The organism is Streptomyces sp. NPDC008001 (genome assembly GCF_042958085.1).
In the GTDB taxonomy this organism is placed as follows: Bacteria; Actinomycetota; Actinomycetes; order Streptomycetales; family Streptomycetaceae; genus Streptomyces.
This window is the reverse complement of record NZ_JBIBIZ010000004.1, coordinates 484,535-499,799: the sequence shown is the minus strand read 5'-3', so window position 1 is coordinate 499,799 and position 15,265 is coordinate 484,535. Positions and strand designations below refer to the sequence as shown.

Below are 15,265 nucleotides of genomic sequence, written 5' to 3'. Positions count from 1 at the left end.
ATGATCACCCGGGGAACGTGCGGGCGGGCGCGATCCGGGTCGCCATGTCCGGTACGGACAACGCGACGCGCCCACTTCTCCCGAACGGAACATGCCCGACCCCCGCTGTCGCCCCTAGCCTGCGACTAAAAGTCCGACTGAAGCCCGTTCTCTCCCCCTGGAGCACCTCATGACCGAACTGACTGGAGGCCCGGCCCTCCCCCAGGAGCGCCGTATCGTCACCGCGATCCCCGGCCCGAAGTCGCAGGAGCTGCTGGCGCGGAAGAACGCGGCCGTCGCGGGCGGCGTCGGCGTGACGCTGCCGGTGTTCACCAAGCGCGCCGGCGGCGGCGTGCTCGAGGACGTGGACGGCAACTCCCTGATCGACTTCGGCTCCGGCATCGCCGTGACGTCGGTCGGCAACTCCGCCGAGGCCGTGGTGCGCCGTGCGGTCGCGCAGCTCGCCGACTTCACCCACACCTGTTTCATGGTGACGCCCTACGAGGGCTACGTGGAGGTCTGCGAGAAGCTCGCCGAGCTGACGCCGGGCGACCACGCCAAGAAGTCCGCGCTGTTCAACTCGGGCGCCGAGGCCGTCGAGAACGCGGTGAAGATCGCCCGCGCGTACACCAAGCGCCAGGCCGTCGTCGTCTTCGACCACGGCTACCACGGCCGTACGAACCTGACGATGGCGCTCACCGCCAAGAACATGCCGTACAAGCACGGCTTCGGCCCGTTCGCCCCCGAGGTCTACCGCGTGCCGGTGGCCTACGGCTACCGCTGGCCCACCGGCCCGGAGAACTGCGCCGAGGAGGCCGCGGCCCAGGCCATCGACGCCATGACCAAGCAGGTCGGCGCCGAGAACATCGCCGCGATCATCATCGAGCCGGTGCTGGGCGAGGGTGGCTTCATCGAGCCGGCCAAGGGCTTCCTGCCGCGCGTCGCGCAGTTCGCGAAGGACAACGGCATCGTCTTCGTCGCGGACGAGATCCAGTCCGGCTTCTGCCGCACGGGGCAGTGGTTCGCGTGCGAGGACGAGGGCATCGTCCCCGACCTGATCACCACCGCCAAGGGCATCGCGGGCGGCCTGCCGCTCGCCGCCGTGACCGGCCGCGCGGAGATCATGGACGCCGCGCACGCGGGCGGCCTGGGTGGCACGTACGGCGGTAACCCGGTGGCCTGCGCGGCGGCGCTCGGCTCGATCGAGACCATGCGCGAGCTCGACCTCAACGCGAAGGCCAAGCGCATCGAGGAGGTCATGAAGGGCCGCCTCTCCGCCATGCAGGAGAAGTTCGACATCATCGGCGACATCCGCGGGCGCGGCGCGATGATCGCGGTCGAGCTGGTCAAGTCGGGCACCAAGGACCCCCACCCGGAGGCCGCCGGTGCGCTCGCCAAGGCCTGCCACGCGGAGGGCCTGATCGTGCTCACCTGCGGCACGTACGGCAACGTGCTGCGCTTCCTGCCGCCGCTGGTCATCGGCGAGGACCTGCTCAACGAGGGCCTGGACATCATCGAGGCCGCCTTCGCCCGTCTGTAGGGCGCCGGCAGGGGGGAACAGGGGTGAAGAACCTGTGCGGAGCGGGTGTTGGACGGGTGATCCGGCTGTCCGGGTCGCCCGGCCTGCCGTACGGTTTCTGCAGATGAGAGAAACACCTCGTCCGCAGGGGACTGCGGACGGAGCCGAGCCGGTACGTCCCCAGTGCCGACCCGGCCGTGCCTTCGCGCACACCACTGGAGCCCTGCGCTCCGGACATCCTCACCGATCGGATGGCCGCCCGCCCCATACCCCCCGGGGCGCGCGGCACCCCGGTCCCCACGGCGGCCTCGGAACCTCCCCCCCTGTTCCGGGGCCGCCGGCATCGCGCCGCCTCGTCCGCGGGCTCTTTCCCGCCCTGTGCACGCTGCTCCTCGCTCTGGTCACCTGGCAGGTCGCGGCTCGGGGACCCCTGCGGGCGTCCGACGAGGCCCTCGGCCGTACGGTCGCGAGCTCGTCCCTTCCCGGCGGTGCCGCGCAGTTCCTCGCCGAACTCGGCAACGCTTCGGTCGCTGTGCCCGTGCTGATCGCCGCCATGGTGGCTTCAGCGCTGCTTCGGCGGGGCCCCGGGCGCTGGCTGCCGGCCGTATGGGCCGCTCTCACCATGGCGGCCGTGCCCGCCGTGATCGTGCCGTTGAAGGCCTGGATCGGCCGCTCGGGGCCGCCCGCCATGGCGGCGTCCGGAGTGCACGACGGCTTCTTCCCTTCGGGCCATACGGCCACCGCTGCTGTCGCGTACGGGGCTGCAGTGCTGCTTCTCCTGCCGCCCCGTGCCCCCTCGTTGCGTACGCGGCCTCATGCCGGAGTCTTCCCGGCGCCGCCCCGTGCGAGGGCGGGGGCCCGTACAGCGCCCCATGCCGGCCGGTCCATGGTCCGGCCCCATGCGTGCCTTTCCCGCCTGAGGCCCCGCGGCCTCCACGCGCGCACGCGCGCGTGGGCGGCGATTGGGTACCTCGTGCTGAACGCGGGCGTCGCGGCCGGCCTGGTGCGATGCGGGTACCACTGGCCGCTGGACGTGGTGGGTGCCTGGTGCCTGTCCGGCGTGCTGCTGTGGGGGCTGGCACAGGCCCTCAGACATCCCGTTCGCGGGCGAGGGTCACAGCGGCCTCATGCATCGACAGCTCAAGGAGCACCGGGTCGGTGAGCGTGCCCGTGCCGTCGGGCGGCACCACCCACCGGACGCCCGAGGCGGCACGCCCGGGATGAGGCACGACGACCCAGCTCCCGGCCCCGGCAGTACGTACCCCCGTGGCGATCCACCCGGCAGCAGTGCCCGGAGGAACGAAGAAGCCCATACGGCAGTCGCCGAAGTCGGCCAGGACAGGGCCCACCCGCTCCGTGCAACGGCTCAGGACCTCCAGCGTGGGGCGGCCCAGTTCGCTGGAGAGGATGAGGACGTCCCAGAGCCTGCCGGCGGGCAGCAAGGCCACTCCGAGGGGGTTGCGCTCCCACTCCCACCGGCAGGTCCCCGGATCGGGCGCCGCCGTCGCCAGCCACTCCATCGCGCTCCGTTTTCCCGCTTCGTCACTCATGGCAGTCCTCCGTTCCGTGTCCGCTCGTTCTGCGTTCACGGATGGAGAGGCCGCGGAGTGCGGATCATTACGCGGGTTTCCGGGCCGGGCGGAGGTGAAGGGTTCACTCTCCGCGGGACGGCGCGCTCCGGTGCGCCAGGAGGCCGCGCATGGGGCGGTCAGGCAGGGCGCGCATGAGGCCGTGGCTCCAGGGCCGCGCATGAGGCCACGATGCAGCGCGGCCGCACCCGGCGGCCCCATGCGCCCGGCCCCGCGTCAGCTGTCGAAGCCCAGGCCGACCTTGTCCATCGCCTTGAGCCACAGATTCCGGCGGCCGCCGTTCTCGTCGGCCCTCGTCATCGACCACTGGGTGATGCCGATGCCCATGGAGCGCACCGGTTCGGGCGGAAACGGCAACGGCTTGCTGCGCACCATCTCCAGCTCGGTGCGCTCCGTGCGTTCCCCGGAGAGCAGGTCGAGCATGACGTCGGCGCCGAAGCGGGTGGCGCCGACACCCAGCCCCGTGTAGCCGAGGGCGTAGGCGACCTTGCCTCCGTGCGCCGTACCGAAGAAGGCCGAGAAGCGCGAGCAGGTGTCGATGGCACCGCCCCAGTTGTGGGTGAAGCGCACGCCCTCGAGCTGCGGGAAACAGCGGAAGAAGTGCTCGGCGAGCTTTTGGTACGTGGCCGGGTGGTGGTCGTACTCGTCCCTGACGCCACCGCCGTAGTGGTAGACGATGTCGTAGCCGCCCCACAGGATGCGGTGGTCAGGTGTGATGCGGAAGTAGTGGAAGTGGTTCGCGGCGTCCCCGAGCCCCTGCCGGCCCTTCCAGCCGATGGCGGCGAGCTGTTCTGCGTTCAGAGGCTCCGTCATCAGGGCGTAGTCGTAGACGGGTGCGATGTAGGGGCGGACGCGCTTGACCAGTGAGGGGAAGGCATTGGTGCCCAGCGCGGCCTGGCGGGCGAAGACCCGGCCGTAGGGCGTGCGGACGGCGATGCCTGCGGCGCGGGAGGAGAGCTCGGTGCCGGGCGTGTGCTCGTAGATGCGCACCCCGAGCTCCGTGCACGCACGCTTGAGGCCCCATGCGAGCCGCGCGGGGTGCAGCATGGCGACCCCGTCGCGGTCCCAGAGACCGGCGAGGAAGGTCGGGGAGCGGACCTCCGCACTCAGGGCGTTCCGGTCGAGGTACTCGTAGCCGGTGATGCCGAGGGCTTCGAGTTCCTCGGCGGCCTCCTGGAGCTCGTGCACCTGGTGGGGAGCGGTGGCGATGTCGATCTCGCCGGTCCGTTCGAAGTCGCAGTCGATGCCGTAGCGGCTGAGGGTGGCCTCGATGTCGTCGAGGTTCTGCAGGCCGAGCCTGTGGAGGGTGGTGAGCTCGTCCGGCCACCGTGCGGCGCCGTTGGCCCAGCCGTGGGTGAGGGAGGCGGAGCAGAAGCCGCCGTTGCGGCCTGAGGCCGCCCAGCCGGCCTCCTGGGCCTCGATGAGGACGACGTCCCGGCCGGGGTCGCGCTCCTTGGCGAGGAGCGCGGTCCACAGGCCGGAGTAGCCGCCGCCGACGACGAGCAGGTCGCAGTGCTCGTCGCCGACGAGCGCGGGGAGCGCCTCCGGCCGGGAGGGGTCGTCGAGCCAGTAGGGCCGGGGAGCGGCTTCGGAAAGTGCTTGGACAGGGTTCATGGCACGAGCGGCCATGTTCTCAGCTCCTTTTTCGGCGCCCGCCGATCAGCTGACCGGCGAGGACGCACAGCACGGCGATGGCGAACATCGCCGTTCCGATGACATTGATTTGAACGGGTGTGCCCCGTTGTGCGGATCCCCAGACGAACATGGGGAAGGTCACAGTCGAGCCGGCGTTGAAGTTGGTGATGATGAAGTCGTCGAAGGACAGGGCGAAGGAGAGCAGGGCGCCCGCCACGATGCCCGGTGCCGCGATCGGGAGGGTCACCCGCAGAAAGGTCTGCAGCGGGGTGGCGTAGAGGTCCTGGGCGGCCTGTTCGAGGCGGGGGTCCATGGACATCACCCGGGCCTTGACGGCCGTCACCACGAAGCTCAGGCAGAACGTGATGTGGGCGATGAGGATCGTCCAGAAGCCGAAGGTGACGCCCATGTTGAGGAAGAGCGTGGCCAGCGAGGCCGCCATGACGACCTCGGGCATCGCCATCGGCAGGAAGATCAGGGTGCTGACGGAGGAGCGGGCTCGGAATCGGTAGCGGGCCAGCGCGAAGGCGAGAGCCGTGCCCAGGACGGTGGCGCCGAGGGTCGCCCAGACGGCGATCTGCAGGCTGAGCGAGAGGGAGCCGCAGAGGTCGGCGACGCCGCACGGGGCGGTCCAGGCGTCCGTGGAGAAGCGCTGCCACTCGTAGTTGAAGCGGCCGTTGGGCTTGTTGAACGAGAAGACGGTGACGACGACGTTGGGCAGGACGAGGTAGGCCAGGGTGGCCAGCCCCGCGAGCACGACGAGGTTGCGGCGGAGCCATCGCACGGGGCGGGCGAGAGTGGCCGGACGGGTGGGCAGGGCAGACATCAGACCAGGTCCTCCGTCCCGGACTTGCGGATGTAGACGGTGACCATGGCGAGGATGGCGGCCATGAGGATGAAGGACAGGGCGGCGGCCGTCGGGTAGTCCAGGACACGCAGGAACTGGGACTGGATGACGTTGCCGATCATCTTCTGGTCGGTGGAGCCGAGCAGCTCGGCGTTGATGTAGTCGCCGGTGGCGGGGATGAAGGTGAGCAGCGTGCCCGCGACGACGCCGGGCATGGAGAGCGGGAAGGTCACCTTGCGGAAGGTCGTCAGCGGCCGCGCATAGAGGTCGCCGGCCGCCTCGTGCAGCCGTCCGTCGATGCGCTCCAGGGAGGTGTACAGCGGCAGGATCATGAAGGGCAGGAAGTTGTAGGTCAGGCCGCAGACGACGGCCAGGGGCGTGGCCAGTACTCGGTGTCCCTCGGTGACGCCGAGCGCGTTGGTGACGTCGAGGACGTGCAGGCTTGCGAGGGCCGAGACGACGGGGCCGCCGTCGGAGAGGATCGTCTTCCAGGCGAGGGTGCGGATCAGGAAGCTGGTGAAGAACGGCGCGATGACGAGGATCATCAGGACGTTGCGCCAGCGGCCGGCCTTGAAGGCGATGAGGTAGGCGAGCGGGTAGCCGAGGGCCAGGCAGAGCGCGGTGGCGGTCGCGGCGTAGGCCACGGAGCGCAGGAACTGGGGGTAGTACTCGGTCAGCGCGTCCCAGTACGTGGCGAAGTGCCAGGTGACCTGGAATCCCTCTTCGAGGGAGCCGGTCTGTACGGAAGTGGACGCCTGATAGACGAGCGGTGCGGCGAAGAAGACCAGCAGCCAGAGGATGCCCGGGAGCAGGAGCCAGTACGGGGTGAGCTTCCTGCCCCGTGCGGCCGTGCGGAGAGCCGCACGGGGCGCGGGGGGCTTGTCGGTGACGAGTGCCATCAGGTGCCCTCCCCCGCGTCCGTGCCGGCCTCGATGCTCTGCGCGGCGTCCAGGCCGAAGCTGTGGCCGGGGTTCCAGTGCAGGACGACGTCGGTGCCCGGCGCGAGGCGGGAGTCGCGCTCGATGTTCTGCTCGTAGACGGAAAGGCCCGTGGCCGCGGGGCTGTCGACGAGGTACTGGGTGGAGACGCCGATGAAGCTGGACGCGGTGATGCGGCCGTGGACGCGGTTGCGCCCCTCGGGGATGGTGCCGGCGTCGTCGGCATGCGTGAGGGTGATCTTCTCCGGTCGTATTCCGACGAGGAGCTTCCCGCCCGCATGGGGGGCGACGGTACATCGCGCACGGGGCAGGGCGAGTTTGGTATCCGCGGCGCGCAGGACGAGGTTCTCGCCGGAGGTGTCGAGGACCTCGGCGGTGATGAGGTTCGAGGTGCCCAGGAAGTTGGCGACGAAGGTGGTGCGGGGGGTCTCGTAGAGGTCGGCGGGGGCGCCGAGCTGTTCGACCCGGCCGGCGTTCATGACCGCGACCGTGTCGGCCATCGTCATGGCCTCCTCCTGGTCGTGGGTGACGTGGATGAAGGTGATGCCGACCTCGGTCTGGATGCGCTTGAGCTCGAGCTGCATCTGGCGGCGCAGCTTGAGGTCGAGGGCTCCGAGGGGCTCGTCGAGCAGGAGGACCTGTGGGTGGTTGATCAGGGCCCGGGCGACGGCGACGCGCTGCTGCTGGCCGCCGGAGAGCTGGTGGGGCTTGCGGCGGGCGAAGTCGCCGAGCTGGACGAGGTCGAGCATGTCGCCGACCTGCTTCTTGACGGACTTGATGCCGCGGCGGCGAAGACCGAAGGCGACGTTCTCGTAGATGTCGAGGTGCGGGAAGAGCGCGTAGCTCTGGAAGACGGTGTTGACGGGGCGCTTGTGCGGGGGGAGGGCGGTGACGTCCTTGCCGGCGAGCTCCACGGTGCCGGTTGTGGGCTGCTCGAGACCGGCGATCATGCGCAGGGTGGTGGTCTTGCCGCAGCCCGAGGCGCCGAGCAGGGCGAAGAAGGAGCCGGCGGGGACGGACAGGTCGAGCGGTTGTACGGCGGTGAAGGCACCGTAGCTCTTGCTGATGGCGGTGAGGCGGACGTCCGTGCCGCTGCTGCTGTCGGTCGGGGCGGTTGTCGTCATGGGGCTTGGATCCAGGGGTCTCGAGGGGCGTGAGCGCGTACGGCACGTACAGCCGCGTACGTTCTCATATGTCCGGGGCCGGGCGCCGCGCCGGTCGCCGTTTCCGCGGTCCAGGCGCCGGCGTACCTGCAGACAGCCGCCCCGGACGCCTTCTCCTCGGCGGCGGTCGGGGAGCGGAGGAGCGAGCCTTCGCCGGTGTACCGCCTAGCCGGAGATGATCAGGCAGCCACCGGCGGCGCGAGCTGTGGGGCGGCCTCGGGCCGGTGGTCGTCGTAGTCGATGAGGCGCTCGGCGTTCCTCTGGGGCGTGCGTTGCAGGGGACCAGAAGATTGTCGCTCGAAAGCGTGTGGTCCGAGTTCGGGGTTGCGCACTGGATGTCGAGGTCGCCGGCCTGGAACCGGACGCGGTCTCCCGCCCGGGCGGTGCATACGGCGACGCCGTCCTTGCTGAGGTCAGTCCTGTGGTCGTTGCCGGTAAGCGGCGGATCTGACCGCGGCCGGGCGCCCGGCGCAGGCGGGGGATGGCCGCCGCACATTCGCCGACGGTGACGTTTTCACGGCTGTTTTCCCATACCGAGGAGGGTGGGTCCGACCGTGTCCCGCATTTCGGGGAGGAGGCCGAAGCATCCTTTGAGCCGGGCGGTCTTCCGGAAGCTGGGGTATCGGGTCGGCCTTGCGGCCACCGGCGGATTTGCGAGGGTGGGCGATGACGGCAGGAATGCCGGCCCAGGGGCGGGAATGCGAGCGCCCGGGGTTCCGGAATGCCCGGGAAAAGGTTGCCATAGGCGCCGGGAAGGTGCGCTAGGGCGAACCGCCAGGCCCAGCCGCGCTTGAGCATGCAGCCGGATGTCCGGTCGGAGACGCAGATCAGGTCCCGGCCTAAGCCGTTATCGGCGGCGAGCTGATTGTCGACTTCTCCGAAGAATTCGACGCTGCCTCTGATGCCTTCGGGGGACATTACATGGTTGCCGGTCCGGCGCCGGAAGTGGTTGAGCATGGGGCGCCCCTTGCTACCCGGACCGAGGTCGATGCTCTCGGTCCCCGCGGAGAAGGCGGGGACCCGATCCCGCGTGGAGCGGTTCCCGCAGGCGCCCAGGGCGGCATCCGGGCGCCTCGCAGGCGGGATGCCACAGCCTGCCGGGGCGGCGTACCCGCCGTAGGCGAGCGTTCCTTCCCTTCCCGCGTGCGGCAGGGCACGAGGGTTCAGCACGGTACGTGGCTGGTAGCGCTCCATGCAGGTGCTCTTTCCGTAGCCGCGACGGACTTTGAGCGAGGATCCTGACAGAGCCTGGCGACTTGAACAAGGGATTCCGTTGTTTCCTTTTGGTTACGCAACGGTTCCACGGTCCACATTGATCGTCTGACCATGAACCTGCCAACCTGCTCCCCGTGCGTACGCACACACGGAGGGTCGAGCGGGCAGCACGGGCTCGCTCGCGGCGCCAAACGGGGGAAATAGTGAGCTACAGAAAAATGGTGACGACTATCGCGGCGCTGGGCGCCGTACTACTCGTGGGAGCCGCAGCCGAACCAGCCCTCGCCAAACCGTCACCAAAGCCTCCGCTCCAGACATACACCGACAAGCTGCTCTTCACCTATTCGATGAAGCAGTTCCAGTCCGTACGCGATGATGCCGGGCATACCGCCAAGCTCGACTGGTCATCCGACGGCTGTTCCTGGGCGCCGGACCGCCCCATGGGCTTCAACTTCCTTCCGTCGTGCCAGCGGCACGACTTCGGCTACCGGAACTACAAGAAGCAGGGACGCTTCGGCCACGACACGCGCCTCGCCATCGACAACAACTTCAAGGCGGATCTGTACACCTATTGCCGCACCCTGGCGAAGACAAAAACCGGCAGCTGCGAGTACTGGGCACGGGTCTATTACGGGAAGGTCCGCGAGCACGGCGGACCCTGAACCCGGCCGGTCACCGGCCAACCGAATTCGGAACAGGTCGTCAGGCCGGGAAGAAAGCAGTGCACGACAGCCGCGTGGGGTATATGAGCCGAGGTCCGTCGCGGGGGTCGAAAGGGTCGCCGAGCCGGACGGACACCACCGGGTCGGCGATCCTTCGAACGAACGCCCCGTACAGGGGCACTGCACGTAGGCAGGGGTGGCCGCGGTGCCGACTCAGCCGATGCTGCTGAGCGCGTGTGCGAGGTCCGGCACTGCGGCTTGGAGCTGACGGCCGGGGTTACAAGCTGGCACCCATGCCGAGGAGGCTGGCGAAGAAGGCGAACCACAGCACGGGGAGCACGAGGGCCACGATGCCGAGGACGATGCCGGTGGTCGCGGCGCTCCGGTTGGTCGCCTCACCCTTCGTGACCTTGGAGCGGCCGACGGCGCCGAAGATGATGCCGAGGATGCCGAGGATCAGCCCGAAGAACCACAGGAACACGAGGAGGCTGCAGACCGCGCCGATGATGCCGCAGACGAGGCCGGCGGTGCCCATGCCGTTGCTGGGCTGCATGGGGCCCGCATAGCCGCCTGCGGGGTAGGCCTGGACCGGCGGTGCGGAGGGGTAGCTGCTCTGCGCCGGATAGGCGCTCGGCGCCTGAGCGGAATAACCGCTCTGCCCGGGGTAACCGCTCTGCACCGGCTGGGCCTGGTTCGGGTAGCCGTAGCCGGGCTGCTGAGGCGGCACCGGGGGCGGCTGGGGCGGCTGCTGCGGCGCCCCATAGGGATTCTGGTTGTAGTCAGACATGAAAAATGTCCCCTCCGTTGAACTGCGTCCGGCAATGCTATGGGGAACGGTCGGGCACGGTCAGCCGAGTTCGGGGGACGGCGAAGAGGACAGAATGGCGCCCATGAAGATCAACGGGGACGAGCGGGGATACGAGCGCATGGGGCAGTGCACGGAGCGGCAGGCGGACGGGCCGCGATCGGTTGCGGAACTGACGGCGGCGGTCGCCCGCGGGGAACAGTTCAAGTACGTCTGCTTCTGGGGGCATCAGCCGCGGCGGCACGGCAGCATAGGAGCGGGTTGCTTCAGTCAGTGGTGGTCTTCGCCGTTCACAGTGGACGGCACCGTCTACGCCACCGCCGAGCACTGGATGATGGCCGGCAAGGCCCGGCTCTTCAGTGATGAAGAGGCGGAAGCTGAGGCGATCGCGGCCTCGCATCCGAAGCAGGCGAAGGACGCAGGACGCAAGGTGCGCGGCTTCGACGAGGAGACATGGCGGCGCCACCGCTTCGACCTGGTGGTGGAGGGCAGCGTCCACAAGTTCGCGCAGGACGCTGCACTGGGCGCCTACCTGCTGGGCACCGGAGACCGGGTCCTGGTGGAAGCCAGCCCGCTCGACCGGGTCTGGGGCATCGGACTCGCCGCCGACGACGAGCGGGCCCAGGACCCGGCTCGCTGGCAGGGCGACAACCTCCTCGGCTTCGCGCTGATGGAGGCGCGTCAGCGGCTGGCCGAGCGGTCCACGACCAGCACCGGCGCCGACAGGTATGCGCCGTAGGTCGCTCCGGGATCCTCGTCGGGGGCCGGGCCGTCGCTGTCGTCGACATCGATGTTGATGTACACGATGACCATCAGGACGGTGACGACGAGCCCCACGCCCCCGAGGATCAACCCCGCGAGCGCCTGTCCCGGGTTCGTGGCCTCCCCCTTGCGGACCTTCGCCCGGCCCACGGCGCCGAAGACGACCGCCAGGATGCCGAGCACCGCTCCGAGGACGACTGTAGGCGCGAGCACCGTGCCGACGATGCCGAGCACGAGGGCCGCGAGCCCCAGGCCGTTGCTGGGCGCCGGCGGCATGTAGAACGGTGCCGCCGGATAGCCGTACGCGCCCGGCTGATAGGCACCCGGCCCGTAGAGGCCCTGACCGTACGGTGGCGTCTGCATGCCGTAGGGGGCAGCGCCCGGGGCCGCGGAGGACCGATTGGGCATTCCGTACGACGTCTGGTCGTACGGGCTCCGGTACGCGCTGGGGGTGCCCGGCCCGGTCGGCGCGAGGGGCACGGGAGGAACGGTGTCCGGGGCCGGCCCGGGGGGCGGCACCGGGGCCGCATGAGGCGAGGACATGGCATGGGGCGCAGGCTCCGCATGAGGCCGCGGTGATGCAGCGGCATGAGGCGCGGAGGCCGCATGAGGCGCCGACGGTGCAGGGGCATGAGGCGCAGAAGCCGCATGGGGCGCAGGGCCGGCACCGGCGTCCTGCCCGAGTGCCGGCTGTGAGCCTGCTTCGCCCGGCTGTGAAGCGGGCTTGTCGAGGGATATCCGCGGCTGCGGCGGAGTCCAGGGATCGGGGTCCCGCGGCTCCGGCTGCTCGTCGGCCCCGGTGGCCTTGTCGGACATAGTCCTCCCCACTAGATACCCCGTCATGCTAAGGCCTGAGCACAACGGCAGCGCACGTCCCGCATACGATGAACGGCACCCTGTCGACCGGCTCCAGCCGACCGCGCCATGGAGGCACGCATGTCCGTACTCGACTCGTTCATCGCAGGGCTCCCGAAGGCGGAGCTCCATGTGCACCACGTCGGGTCGGCGTCTCCCCGTATCGTCTCCGAACTCGCCGCCCGCCACCCGGACTCGCCCGTGCCCACCGATCCCGAGGCACTGGCCGATTTCTTCACCTTCCGCGACTTCGCCCACTTCATCCAGGTCTACCTCTCGGTCGTCGACCTGATCCGCGACGCCGAGGACGTGCGGCTGCTCACGTACGAGGTCGCACGCGACATGGCGCGGCAGAACATCCGCTACGCCGAACTGACCGTCACCCCCTTCAGCTCGACCCGGCGCGGCATTCCCGATGCCGCCTTCGTGGAGGCCATCGAGGACGCCCGCAAGGCCGCCGAGACGGAGCTGGGCGTGGTGCTGCGCTGGTGCTTCGACATCCCCGGCGAGGCAGGGCTGGAGGCCGCGGAGGAGACCGCGCGGATCGCCTGTGAGCTCAAGCCCGAGGGGCTGGTCTCCTTCGGGCTGGGCGGGCCGGAGATCGGGGTGCCCAGGCCGCAGTTCAAGCCGTTCTTCGACCGCGCCATCGCCGAAGGGCTGCACAGCGTGCCCCACGCCGGTGAGACGACGGGCCCGCAGACCATTTGGGACGCCCTCGTCGATCTGCGCGCCGAGCGCATCGGCCATGGCACCAGTGCCCCGCAGGACCCGGATCTGCTGGCCCACCTGGCCGAACGCCGCATTCCGCTGGAGGTCTGCCCGACGTCCAACCTGGCCACTCGCGCCGTGACCGACCTGGACCGGCACCCCATCAAGGAGATGGTGGCCGCGGGCGTCCTGGTGACCGTCAACAGCGACGATCCGCCCATGTTCGGCACCGACCTCAACCGCGAGTACGGTGTCGCCGCCCGTCTGCTGGACCTTGACGCTGCGGGCGTCGCCGGGCTTGCCAAGAACGCCGTGGAGGCGTCGTTCATGGACCCGGTGGCCAAGGCCGCGCTCAGGGCCGAGATCGACGCGTACACCGCCGCCTGGCGGGGCTGACGGCGACAGGCGCGCGGCCCGGCGACAATGGCCCCATGCCCAGCCCGAACTCCCCTGCCGTGGAAGCCCGCACCGTGACCGCCGTCGCTCACCGCGGCGACCCGTACCGGTTCCGGGAGAACACTCTCCCCTCGATCCGCTCTGCCCTGCAGGCCGGCGCGGGGGCGGTGGAGGTCGACGTCCGCCTCACGCGCGACGGTGTGCCCGTGCTGCTGCACGATGCGACGCTGGAGCGCTTGTGGGGCCTCACGCGGGTCCTCGGCTCGCTCTCGGCGGACGAGCTGCGGGAGCTGACCAGTGGCGGCGTACCCACCCTGCATGAGGCCCTGCACCTCGGCGCGGGGCACACGGGGCCGAGGTTGTTCATCGACCTGCCGGACGCGTCGGCCGCCGAGGCTGCGGTCGCGGCAGTGCACGCGAGCGGGGCCGCCGAGCGCGTGTACTACTGCGGTGGCGCGGCATCGATGCTGGCGGTGCGCCGAGCCGACGCGGACGCGGAGACTGCTCTGACGTGGACGACGCTGATGCCGCCGCGCCGTGCCCTGCTCGCCGCAATCGCTCCACGCTGGCTGAACTACCGCTTCGGGCTGGTGAGCCCCGAGCTAGTCGCGCGTAACCACTCCGACGGGCTGCTGGTGTCGGCCTGGACAGCAGACACCCGGTTCACGATGAGGCGGCTGCTGGCTGCGGGCGTCGATGCGATCACCACCAACCGGGTGGGCACTCTTCGCTCGCTGCTGACAAGCTGAGTGGATGCGGCCGGCGACGGGCCGCCGCACGGAGCCGGTCAGAGACCGACGATCTCGTTCCACTCCTTGGTGAAGCCCGGCCGCTCCCTCGCGGTCATGTCACGCGCCGTCGCCAGGCGTTTACGCATGTCATCGCTGGGGAAGATGAGCGGGTTCTCGGCGAGGGCCGCCAGTTCCTTGTCCGAGGAGGAGGCGAGGACGTCACGGGCGGCCGGCACGGGGCAGACGTAGTTGACCGCGGCGGCGACCTGTGCAGCGACCTCCGGCCGGTAGTAGTAGTCGACGAGTGCTTCGGCGTTGCGCTTGTGACGGGCGAGGTTGGGCACCATGAGGCTCTCGGCCCACAGCTCGGCGCCCTCCTCCGGGACGACGAACTCGATGTCGGGGTTGTCGGCCTGGAGCTGGATGACATCGCCGGAGTAGGCCTGGCAGGCGAGGACGTCACCGGACGAGAGGTCCTTGATGTAGTCGTTGCCCGTGAAGCGCCGGATGTGGCGCTGGCGCACGAGGCGGCGCAACTGATCGGTCATGGTGTGGAAGTCGTCGGCGGTCCAACGGGTGACGTCGGCGCCGTTGCCCTGCATGAGCAGCGAGTACGCCTCGTCCATGCCGGCCAGCAGCGTGACGCGGCCGCGCAGGTCGTCCTTCCACAGGTCGGAGGTGTGGCGGATCTCCCGGCCGAGCTTCTTGCGGTTGTACGCGATACCCGTGATGCCGGACTGCCACGGGACGGTGTGCAGCCGGCCGGCGTCGAAGGAGGGCTTGCGCAGTAGCGGGTCGAGGTGCCTGTCGACGTTCGGCTGGCGCGAGCGGTCCATCTCCTGGACCCAGCCGAGGCGCACGTAGCGGGATGCCATCCAGTCGCTGACGACGATGAGGTCCCTCCCGGTTTCCTGATGGTTCATCAGGGCCGGGCTGACCTTGCCGAAGAATTCGTCGTTGTCGTTGATCTCCTCGGTGTACTTCACCGATATGCCGCTCCACTTCTCGAAAGCGTCGAGCGTGGGGCGCTTCTGCGGGTCTTTCTCGTCGACGTCGATGTAGAGCGGCCAGTTGGCGAAGACGAGGCTCTTGTCGCTGCCGGAGCGGTCGCGGGCGGCCCGGTCGGCCGGCTCGACGTACGCGGCGGGCACGCCGCATCCGGCGAGCGCGGCGGCCCCGGCTCCGGCGCCCAGAGCGCGCAGCAGAGACCGGCGGGACAGGGGCTTCACGGGCTTCTCTCGCATTCCGGCAGCATGGTGGGTCGGATCTTCGCGGACAATGTACGGCCTGTCCGGGAGACGACCGCACTTCCCGACAGCCTGACGGCCGGGAACGGCCAGCCGTCGATGATACCGGCGCCCGGCAGGCGGCGGCCTGCACCGGAAACGAGTGCCTGGTGCGGGCCGGTGCCGGCATGCGAGGTGGCCTCGTGCCTTCCGGCATGAGGCCACCTCGGCCGTT

The 15,265-nt window shown here is 69.8% G+C and carries 14 protein-coding genes; 6 read left to right on the top strand and 8 right to left on the bottom strand.

The annotated features are described in order from the left end of the window. The first annotated feature begins 169 nt into the window (after window positions 1-169). Window positions 170-1,519 (top strand): 4-aminobutyrate--2-oxoglutarate transaminase, encoded by a 1,350-nt coding sequence (gene gabT / locus ACFZCD_RS13845; RefSeq protein ID WP_391830263.1) that lies wholly within the window; start codon window positions 170-172, stop codon window positions 1,517-1,519. Between the two features lie 103 nt (window positions 1,520-1,622). After that, window positions 1,623-2,660: a phosphatase PAP2 family protein gene (locus tag ACFZCD_RS13840; protein WP_391830261.1), complete on the top strand. Its 1,038-nt coding sequence runs from the start codon at window positions 1,623-1,625 to the stop codon at window positions 2,658-2,660. Here the strand turns inward: ACFZCD_RS13840 and ACFZCD_RS13835 are convergent. The 5 genes from ACFZCD_RS13835 to ACFZCD_RS13815 all read right to left on the bottom strand — a co-directional run bounded on the left by ACFZCD_RS13835 (window position 2,587) and on the right by ACFZCD_RS13815 (window position 7,631). Beyond that, window positions 2,587-3,048 carry a hypothetical protein gene (locus ACFZCD_RS13835; protein WP_391830259.1) on the bottom strand — a complete coding sequence of 154 codons (462 nt, stop codon included), beginning with the start codon at window positions 3,046-3,048 and terminating at the stop codon, window positions 2,587-2,589. The genes ACFZCD_RS13840 and ACFZCD_RS13835 overlap by 74 nt on opposite strands. 255 nt (window positions 3,049-3,303) lie before the next feature. Continuing rightward, the gene (locus ACFZCD_RS13830) at window positions 3,304-4,716 is read right to left on the bottom strand and encodes an NAD(P)/FAD-dependent oxidoreductase (RefSeq protein ID WP_391830257.1); all 1,413 of its coding nucleotides are present in this window, start codon (window positions 4,714-4,716) and stop codon (window positions 3,304-3,306) included. Window positions 4,717-4,720: 4 nt separating this feature from the next. Next, on the bottom strand, window positions 4,721-5,548 hold the full coding sequence (locus ACFZCD_RS13825) for an ABC transporter permease (protein ID WP_391830255.1): 828 nt from the start codon (window positions 5,546-5,548) through the stop codon (window positions 4,721-4,723). Beyond that, complete coding sequence (locus ACFZCD_RS13820; protein WP_391830253.1) at window positions 5,548-6,468, bottom strand: ABC transporter permease; 921 nt, start codon at window positions 6,466-6,468, stop codon at window positions 5,548-5,550. The genes ACFZCD_RS13825 and ACFZCD_RS13820 overlap by 1 nt, the downstream gene beginning before the upstream one ends. Next, the gene (locus tag ACFZCD_RS13815; protein ID WP_391830251.1) at window positions 6,468-7,631 is read right to left on the bottom strand and encodes an ABC transporter ATP-binding protein; all 1,164 of its coding nucleotides are present in this window, start codon (window positions 7,629-7,631) and stop codon (window positions 6,468-6,470) included. The genes ACFZCD_RS13820 and ACFZCD_RS13815 overlap by 1 nt, the downstream gene beginning before the upstream one ends. A 1,475-nt stretch (window positions 7,632-9,106) precedes the next feature. On the opposite strand from ACFZCD_RS13815, the gene ACFZCD_RS13810 reads away from it, so the two are divergent. Then, window positions 9,107-9,547 carry a phospholipase gene (locus tag ACFZCD_RS13810; RefSeq protein ID WP_391830249.1) on the top strand — a complete coding sequence of 147 codons (441 nt, stop codon included), beginning with the start codon at window positions 9,107-9,109 and terminating at the stop codon, window positions 9,545-9,547. Window positions 9,548-9,824: 277 nt separating this feature from the next. Here the strand turns inward: ACFZCD_RS13810 and ACFZCD_RS13805 are convergent, their stop codons facing one another. Continuing rightward, entirely contained in the window at window positions 9,825-10,334 is a 510-nt protein-coding gene (locus ACFZCD_RS13805; RefSeq protein ID WP_391830247.1) for a DUF4190 domain-containing protein, read from the bottom strand. A 103-nt stretch (window positions 10,335-10,437) separates the two neighbouring features. Here ACFZCD_RS13805 and ACFZCD_RS13800 point away from each other — a divergent pair, with 103 nt between their 5' ends. Then, entirely contained in the window at window positions 10,438-11,091 is a 654-nt protein-coding gene (locus tag ACFZCD_RS13800; RefSeq protein ID WP_391830245.1) for an NADAR family protein, read from the top strand. Here ACFZCD_RS13800 and ACFZCD_RS13795 read toward each other — a convergent pair. After that, complete coding sequence (locus ACFZCD_RS13795) at window positions 11,034-11,594, bottom strand: DUF4190 domain-containing protein (RefSeq protein ID WP_391830243.1); 561 nt, start codon at window positions 11,592-11,594, stop codon at window positions 11,034-11,036. The two genes, ACFZCD_RS13800 and ACFZCD_RS13795, sit on opposite strands and share 58 nt — an antisense overlap. A gap of 456 nt (window positions 11,595-12,050) precedes the next feature. Here ACFZCD_RS13795 and ACFZCD_RS13790 point away from each other — a divergent pair, with 456 nt between their 5' ends. Continuing rightward, complete coding sequence (locus tag ACFZCD_RS13790; protein ID WP_391830242.1) at window positions 12,051-13,073, top strand: adenosine deaminase; 1,023 nt, start codon at window positions 12,051-12,053, stop codon at window positions 13,071-13,073. 35 nt (window positions 13,074-13,108) lie between these two features. Continuing rightward, complete coding sequence (locus ACFZCD_RS13785; RefSeq protein ID WP_391830240.1) at window positions 13,109-13,822, top strand: glycerophosphodiester phosphodiesterase; 714 nt, start codon at window positions 13,109-13,111, stop codon at window positions 13,820-13,822. 38 nt (window positions 13,823-13,860) lie between these two features. On the opposite strand, the gene ACFZCD_RS13780 is transcribed toward ACFZCD_RS13785, so the two are convergent. Continuing rightward, complete coding sequence (locus ACFZCD_RS13780; RefSeq protein WP_391830238.1) at window positions 13,861-15,048, bottom strand: spermidine/putrescine ABC transporter substrate-binding protein; 1,188 nt, start codon at window positions 15,046-15,048, stop codon at window positions 13,861-13,863. Window positions 15,049-15,265: the final 217 nt, after the last annotated feature.

Bases quoted from the DNA above. Each gene is read 5' to 3' on its own strand.
- gabT (WP_391830263.1), top strand. From the start codon at position 170: ATGACCGAACTGACTGGAGGCCCGGCCCTCCCCCAGGAGCGCCGTATC.
- ACFZCD_RS13840 (WP_391830261.1), top strand. From the start codon at position 1,623: ATGAGAGAAACACCTCGTCCGCAGGGGACTGCGGACGGAGCCGAGCCG.
- ACFZCD_RS13835 (WP_391830259.1), bottom strand. From the start codon at position 3,048: ATGAGTGACGAAGCGGGAAAACGGAGCGCGATGGAGTGGCTGGCGACG.
- ACFZCD_RS13830 (WP_391830257.1), bottom strand. From the start codon at position 4,716: ATGGCCGCTCGTGCCATGAACCCTGTCCAAGCACTTTCCGAAGCCGCT.
- ACFZCD_RS13825 (WP_391830255.1), bottom strand. From the start codon at position 5,548: ATGTCTGCCCTGCCCACCCGTCCGGCCACTCTCGCCCGCCCCGTGCGA.
- ACFZCD_RS13820 (WP_391830253.1), bottom strand. From the start codon at position 6,468: ATGGCACTCGTCACCGACAAGCCCCCCGCGCCCCGTGCGGCTCTCCGC.
- ACFZCD_RS13815 (WP_391830251.1), bottom strand. From the start codon at position 7,631: ATGACGACAACCGCCCCGACCGACAGCAGCAGCGGCACGGACGTCCGC.
- ACFZCD_RS13805 (WP_391830247.1), bottom strand. From the start codon at position 10,334: ATGTCTGACTACAACCAGAATCCCTATGGGGCGCCGCAGCAGCCGCCC.
- ACFZCD_RS13800 (WP_391830245.1), top strand. From the start codon at position 10,438: ATGAAGATCAACGGGGACGAGCGGGGATACGAGCGCATGGGGCAGTGC.
- ACFZCD_RS13790 (WP_391830242.1), top strand. From the start codon at position 12,051: ATGTCCGTACTCGACTCGTTCATCGCAGGGCTCCCGAAGGCGGAGCTC.
- ACFZCD_RS13785 (WP_391830240.1), top strand. From the start codon at position 13,109: ATGCCCAGCCCGAACTCCCCTGCCGTGGAAGCCCGCACCGTGACCGCC.
- ACFZCD_RS13780 (WP_391830238.1), bottom strand. From the start codon at position 15,048: ATGCGAGAGAAGCCCGTGAAGCCCCTGTCCCGCCGGTCTCTGCTGCGC.